General features: G+C 76.0%; 5 protein-coding genes. 2 read left to right on the top strand and 3 right to left on the bottom strand.

Annotated features, from left to right (window positions below; all coding sequences use genetic code 11):
- Positions 1-350 precede the first annotated feature (350 nt).
- Complete coding sequence (locus VKZ81_RS20305; protein ID WP_324243198.1) at positions 351-875, bottom strand: DUF2505 domain-containing protein; 525 nt, start codon at positions 873-875, stop codon at positions 351-353.
- Positions 876-1,035: 160 nt separating this feature from the next.
- Here VKZ81_RS20305 and VKZ81_RS20300 point away from each other — a divergent pair, with 160 nt between their 5' ends.
- Entirely contained in the window at positions 1,036-2,514 is a 1,479-nt protein-coding gene (locus VKZ81_RS20300; protein ID WP_324243199.1) for a sensor histidine kinase, read from the top strand.
- A gap of 86 nt (positions 2,515-2,600) precedes the next feature.
- Here the strand turns inward: VKZ81_RS20300 and VKZ81_RS20295 are convergent, their stop codons facing one another.
- Positions 2,601-2,849 carry a WhiB family transcriptional regulator gene (locus VKZ81_RS20295; RefSeq protein ID WP_026365970.1) on the bottom strand — a complete coding sequence of 83 codons (249 nt, stop codon included), beginning with the start codon at positions 2,847-2,849 and terminating at the stop codon, positions 2,601-2,603.
- A 285-nt stretch (positions 2,850-3,134) separates the two neighbouring features.
- Between VKZ81_RS20295 and VKZ81_RS20290 the strand changes: the two genes are divergently transcribed.
- Positions 3,135-3,557, top strand: coding sequence for a hypothetical protein (locus VKZ81_RS20290; protein WP_324243197.1), 423 nt, complete (start codon positions 3,135-3,137; stop codon positions 3,555-3,557).
- Here VKZ81_RS20290 and VKZ81_RS20285 read toward each other — a convergent pair.
- Positions 3,505-6,426: an FtsK/SpoIIIE domain-containing protein gene (locus VKZ81_RS20285; RefSeq protein ID WP_324243196.1), complete on the bottom strand. Its 2,922-nt coding sequence runs from the start codon at positions 6,424-6,426 to the stop codon at positions 3,505-3,507. The two genes, VKZ81_RS20290 and VKZ81_RS20285, sit on opposite strands and share 53 nt — an antisense overlap.
- Between the last annotated feature and the right edge of the window lie 128 nt (positions 6,427-6,554).

The following is a 6,554-nucleotide window of genomic DNA, read 5'->3' as shown; positions in this document are numbered from 1 at the left end:
AGCGTGATCGGGCCGTCTGCGCCGTCGTCGCCCGCGGGGCTCTGCCCCAGGAGCGAGCCGCAAGCGGTGAGGGGCAGGACGAAGACCGTCAGCGCGGCGGCGGCCGCGCGCCGCCGCGCGACTGGGCGGCGTCGAACCGGTCCGATGTTGCTGGGCACTGGGACTCCTCAGTGGTCAGGACTCATGCGTGTCAAGTCGTGAGAGCGATATGAGAGCACAAACATGCGCACATCAGACACGAATGGTCGCACAACGTGATCCAGGCGCGGCAGGGCGAGTTCACGACCTGGTTGCGGGACGGGGAGTAGATCGGGCGGTGCGCCGACCGGTGACCTGCGGGGACGGGCTGTTCAGGCGGTGCCGGAGCGTCGTCCGGCGAGCCAGTCGCGGCCCGCCTCCGCCTCGGTCTCGAGCGTGGTACGGACGGCGGCGACCGCCGCCTCCTCGATGACGGCGCCGAAGAGGGGCACCGTCGCCCGGACGTCGCCCGTGTAGGTGAGCCGGGTGTCACCGTCCGGCAGCGCGGCGAGCGTCGAGGTGCCCGTGACGCGGACCGGCGCCCCGAGGATCTCGACCGCGACCGTGCCGGTCCGCCGGCCCTCTGCCGCCGCCTCCCACGCCTCGGCCTGTCGGATCTCCAGGTGGGCGCCGACGAGCGGCCGGGCCTGCACGGGGATGATGTCGGTCGGGAGGGTGCGCCGCACGACGACGGTGAAGCCGTCCTCCGCGGTCCCCGTGACGTCGGCCTGCTCGACGACGCCGTTCACGGAGCCGGTGGAACGCTGGGCACGCCACCGCACGAACGACTCGTCGGCGAGCATCGTGGCGACGTCGTCGATGGTGGCGGGGAACGTCAGGTCCACTGTCAGCTGCACTGGCTTCCTCCTCGCGCCGACGGGGCGTGCCGGTGGTGGAACTCTAACCGACGCACCGCGACCGGCCGCCGGGAGCCGACCTCCGGGAGCCGACCGCCCGCGGGCCGGGCGTCCCCGCGGCCTGCCGGCCGTTCCGGCATAGGCTGGGGCCGTGTCCGCGATGAGTGACCTGATCCTTGAGCACGCCGACCTCGAGCCGGCCGACGTCGAGTGGCTGCACCTCCTGGTCGGCGACTGGCAGGTGGTCTCGGACCTCGCGTTCGCGGACCTCGTGCTGTGGCTGCCCACCGACGACGGCAGGTTCGTCGCGATCGCCCAGTGCAGGCCCTCGACGGGCGCGACGGTGCACTACGACGACATCGTCGGCTCGTTCGCGCCCGAGGGGCAGCGGCCGCAGCTCGCCCGGGCGATGGAGGAGGCCAAGGCGCAGCGCGCCCGCGAACCGCGGTGGTTCGGTGCGTACGCGGTGCGCGAGGAGGCCATCCCGGTCGTCCACAAGGACAAGGCGATCGCGGTCGTCGCGCGCCAGACCAACCTCGGGTCCGGGCGCACGCCCTCGCGCCTCGAGCTCAACTACGTGGAGGCCGCCGACGACCTCGTGGCGATGATCCCGCGCGGCGAGTTCCCCATGACCAACGCGGCGACGGGGTCGCGGCGCGGCGCGCCGCGCGTGGGCGACGGCCTCATCCGGCTCAACTCCGAGGGCGAGGTGCTGTACGCGAGCCCGAACGCGCTGTCGTGCTTCCACCGGCTCGGCGTCATCGGGCCGCTGGTCGGGCAGTCTCTCGTCGAGGTGACGGCCGACCTCGTGGAGAAGCTGCAGCCCGTCGACGAGTCGCTGCCGCTCGTGGTGATGGGCCGTGCGCCGTGGCGCACCGACATCGAGGCGCACGGGGTGTCGCTGTCGCTGCGCGCGATGCCGCTCACCGACCGTGGCCAGCGCATCGGCGCGGTGCTGCTGTGCCGTGACGTGTCGGAGCTGCGCCGCCGCGAGCGGGAGCTGATCACCAAGGACGCGACGATCCGCGAGATCCACCACCGCGTGAAGAACAACCTGCAGACCGTCGCGGCGCTGCTGCGGCTGCAGGCCCGGCGCATGGACGTCCCGGCGGCGCGCGAGGCGCTCGAGGAGGCCATGCGGCGGGTGTCGACCATAGCCCTGGTGCACGAGAGTCTCTCGCAGACCCTCGACGAGCAGGTCGAGCTCGACGACATGGTGGGGCGCGCCCTGCGGCTGACGGCCGACGTCGCCTCGGCGGGCACGTCGGTGCGCACCGTGCGGACGGGGTCGTTCGGCATGGTGCCCGCGCAGGACGCGACACCGCTCGCGCTCGTGCTCACCGAGCTGGTCACCAACGCCGTCGAGCACGGGTTCGTGGGCCGGACGTCCGGCACGGTCGAGATCGTGGTCGAGCGGGACAACGCGGACCTGCGCGTGGTCGTGGCCGACGACGGTGTCGGCATCCCCGAGGACGGTGCGGGCGAGCGAGGGCCGGGGAGCGGACTCGGCACGCAGATCGTGCGGACGCTCGTCACCAACGAACTCGGCGGCACCATCGAGTGGTCGGCCCGCGAGGGCGGGGGTACGCAGGTCGAGCTGCAGCTCGTGCTCCGTGCGGGTGAGACGCCGCGCTCCTGAGCCGGGACGTCCGGGAAAGACGTGAGCCGCGCCTGAGCGGTGGGGGTCTGCTCAGGCGCGGCTCACGGGAAAGCTGTGGGGGAGCGTCAGCCCGCCCGGCGGGCGCGCGCGGTGCGGCGCTTGAGGGCGCGACGCTCGTCCTCGCTCATGCCGCCCCAGACGCCGGCGTCCTGGCCGGACTCGATCGCCCACTTGAGGCAGGTGTCGACGACGTCGCAGCGGCGGCACACTGCCTTGGCCTCCTCGATCTGCAGCAGAGCGGGGCCCGTGTTGCCGATCGGGAAGAACAGTTCGGGGTCCTCTTCGAGGCATGCTGCGCGGTGGCGCCAGTCCATGGTCACGTACTCCTTGGAAGGGACGACCCGCCGTCCGGCTCGCCAGATGGGAGCATCGTCGTCGTGCGTCTGGGGCGCGCAGCTCTGGTGGAGGATCGTTCGCGATCTCTGAGCGCCAGCGGCGACCGACGGGGGGTGCGTTCGAGGGTGTGTGGCTTGCTGCATCTAGGTTCACACGCTCGTGAAGGTGCGCACAAGGGGTTACGGCGAAGTTTCTGAGCCGTGAACCGTGAGGCTTCCGTCACACTATTGTGAATAGTGCGCTCACCAGTATCCTAGTCCGTCATGCCCGTACTGGAAGCCTTTTTCGCGCCCGGAGTTCCGGCGTTTCTCCGTGCCCTCGTCATCGGCGTCGTGGCCGAGATCTTGGGCCTCGTGGCATTTGCCGTGGTGTTACTTGGGGAGCTCCTTACGGGTGGTTCCTCTTCTGTGGGAGTGAGCCTCTTTCTGGTTGTGTTCCTGCTGGGTGTGGCCTGGGTGCTCGTCGTCTCCGCACGTGCACTTCTCGCCGGTCGTCGGTGGGGGCGAGGCCCGGTCGTCACGTGGCAGCTCTTCCAGGTGATCGGTGCGGTCGCCGCCGTCGGCAGCGCAACGGGTCTCACGCTGGCGGGTGGCTGGCTCGCCCTCGTCGTCGCGGTCGCGGTGATCGTGCTGCTCATGACGCCGTCGGTGGTCGCGGCGACGTCTCAGACGCGCTCGACGGACTGAGGCGCGGCTCCAGGACCTGGCACAGGACCGGCTCGCGCCGCCCGCACCACACGGCGCGGCCCGGGGGTCCGCCCGTCCCCGCGTGCGACGCGGGCGCGCCGAGCACGACGTCGGCCGCCCGGTCGGTGCCGAGCAGCACGAGCCGTGGACCGATGCCCGCCGCGAGCCCGCCCACCGACGCACTGCCGGCCGCGACCGCGAACGCCGCGCCCGACCGCAGCGCGGCCTGCGGCAGCGCCCCGGCGAGGTCCTCGGCGCCGTCGACGACGACAAGGACCGGTCCCCCGGCGCCGCCCCCCTCTTCCGCGAGCAGGCCCGGCAACGCCACAGCCTCCTCCGGCCGCAAACAGCCGCGACAGCCCGGGCGGCCGCGCAGGGCCGCGAGGCCCGCGGCGTCCCGGGTGACCGCGTGCACGCTCCAGCCCCGGTCCAGCGCGGCGAGCGCGATCGTGAGCAGGGCCGTCGTCCGTCCCGACCGCGCCCCGCCGAGCACCGCGAGGTGTCCGTCGCCCGTGTCCCAGGTGACGGTCGTGCGACGCCGGCCGTCCGGGTCGTCGCCGAGGGCGACCACGAGGCCGCGCCGGTCGCGGCGCCGGGGCGGCGGCAGGTCGGCGGTGGTGGCCCGGGTCGGGAGGGCGGGCAGCCACGGCGGGTCGCCCGGGACGTGCCCGGTCTGCCGCGCGGCGTCGCGCGCCGCGGCGACGAGGAGGTCGGCGGTGCCCGGCGGGTCGGCGGGCGGGCGCGCGCCGGTGCCCGCCGTCGCGACACGGCCGACCGCGGGTGGCACGGTGGCCGCGGGCCGGGGCCCGCCGGACGGGGCACGCCGGACCAGCGGGACGACGGCGGGGACCGGCGCGGCCGGGTGCGCGCACTGCAGCGGCACCGGTGGTGCCGACCCGACGCGCAGCAGCGCCCGGCCGGGCGTGGCGGCGGGGATGCGGGCGGCCGCCGGGTCGTCGACGACGTCGCGGGACTCGGCCGGGTCGGTGACCCGCAGGGCGACGCGTGCGCCGACGTTCGCCCGCAGGTCCGGCCCGACCGCGCCGCCCGGCCGCTGCGTCGCGAGCACGAGGTGCACGCCGAGCGACCGGCCCTGGGCGGCCGTGCGCAGCAGGCCCGGCAGCAGCTCGGGCAGGTCGTCGGTGAGCGCGCGGAACTCGTCGATCACGACGACCAGCCGGGGCAGCGTCCCTGACGGCAGGGCGTCGACGTCGGGCGCCCCGTGGTCGGCGAGCACACGTTCGCGGCGCCGCAGCTCCGCGCGCACGCCCGCCAGGGCCCTGGCCGCCAGCCCCGGGTCGAGGTCCGTGACCCGGCCGACGACGTGCGGCAGCCCCGGGCACGGGCCGAGGCTCGCGCCGCCCTTGAAGTCGACGAGGACGAGCGCGAGGTCGGCGGGCGAGCGGGTGAGCGCGAGCCCGAGCAGGAGGGCCTGCAGGAGCTCCGACTTGCCCGCCCCGGTGGTGCCGGCGACGAGCAGGTGCGGTCCGTCCCGCACCAGGTCGAGCAGGACGGGTGCCCCGCCGGCGCCGGTGCCGAGCGGCACCGCCCACCCAGCGGCCGCCGCCCAGCGTGCCGCGAGCTGCGCAGGCCCCGGCACGCGGTCGAGGCCGTGCGCCGTGGTCAGCGCGACGACGGCGGGCAGGCCGGCGTCCTCCCGCGGGCCGGTGCCGCGGCCGAGCCGCGCGGCCCCGGCGAGCAGCCGGGCCAGCTGCTCCGCCCACGCGGCGCCGACGCCGACCAGCGGCACGACGCAGGTCGTCCCGTCCGGCCCGGTGATCCGCACCGTGCGGCCGTCGAGCACGCGCACCACGGCACGACAGCCCGCGGGGACGGTGCCGACGGTCAGCACCAGGTCCGCCGTGCGGTCTCCGCCGCCTCCGCGGGGGTGCACCCGGACGCGCGGGCCGCCCCGCGGCACCCACCGGGTCCACCGCCAGTCCGCGTCGCCGCTCCCGCCTGCCACGCCGACCTCGGCGCCCCGCACGGCGAGCCGGACCACGAGTGCGCGGGCGACGGCGGCGGCCTCCGCTGCGGGTCCGAGCACCGCCACGGCGCCGTCGTGCAGGAGCTGTTCCCAGGGGTCGCCGTCCGCCGGGGCCCGCAGGTGCGCCCCGGGACCGGGCGGCACGGCGAACGGCCCGGCCGCACCCGCGACGGCACCAGCCGCGAGCCCTCCTGAGCGGGCCCACGCCTCGCGCGCCGTCGCCCAGGCCCCCGCGGAGACGTTCGACGCGGCGTGCGCCCAGGTGAGCAGGGCGGCAGGGCCGGGCAGCGGACGTGGCCCGCGCGCCCGTGCGCCGGACCCCGCCGCGCGGAGCTGCGGGGCGGCCACGACCGCGCCGAGCAGGGCGAACACGAGCAGGAGCGGCTGGCGCAGCGCGACCGCGAGGCCCAGCGACGCCACGGCGGGCAGCGCGGCGTACACCCACGGCGCCGGGCCGCGGCCGGCCTGCGGGCGGGGCGCGAGCCAGGCCGCGGGCCCGTGCGCGCGACGGAGGGCGGCCCGCCCCGCAGGGCGCAGGCGGGTCCAGGCGCGCAGCGCGGCCCGGAGCGTCGGGGTGCCCACCACGACGCCCGCGTCGGCGCCGGTGGTCCGGGTGACCAGCCACGGGGCGCGCAGCGGGTCACGGCCAGGCGCGGCGGGTCCCGTACGGAGCACCGCGCCGGGCAGGAGGGGGCGGTCGCCGGCTGCGGCGTCGTCGCTCAGGGGCTCGCCGTCGACGGACAGCGGGGCGTGCCGCAGCTCCGGGCGGCGCAGGAGCTCCGCGAGCGGTGCGCGCAGGTCGCGTACGGAGGCGCCCGGGCGCAGCAGGACGTCCTCCGCGGGGTGCACGGTCACGCGTACGGCGTGGTCGGTCGGGGTCATGGCTCCAGCCTCGCCCCGCGCACGAGGTCGTCGGCGCAGGCCAGGGAAGTCCTGTGCACGACCCCGGCTTCCACAGGGGTCGCGTCGCGCTCGCTACGGCTCACCCCCTGGGGGAGTGCCCCTACCCA

Source organism: Pseudonocardia sp. (assembly GCF_035305885.1).
Classification (GTDB): domain Bacteria; phylum Actinomycetota; class Actinomycetes; order Mycobacteriales; family Pseudonocardiaceae; genus Pseudonocardia.
This window is presented reverse-complemented; position numbering and strand designations above follow the sequence as displayed.

What these genes read in the sequence shown, in the direction of transcription:
- VKZ81_RS20290 (WP_324243197.1), top strand. Translation starts at nt 3,135, where the DNA reads ATGCCCGTACTGGAAGCCTTTTTCGCGCCCGGAGTTCCGGCGTTTCTC.
- VKZ81_RS20285 (WP_324243196.1), bottom strand. Translation starts at nt 6,426, where the DNA reads ATGACCCCGACCGACCACGCCGTACGCGTGACCGTGCACCCCGCGGAG.
- VKZ81_RS20295 (WP_026365970.1), bottom strand. Translation starts at nt 2,849, where the DNA reads ATGGACTGGCGCCACCGCGCAGCATGCCTCGAAGAGGACCCCGAACTG.
- VKZ81_RS20300 (WP_324243199.1), top strand. Translation starts at nt 1,036, where the DNA reads ATGAGTGACCTGATCCTTGAGCACGCCGACCTCGAGCCGGCCGACGTC.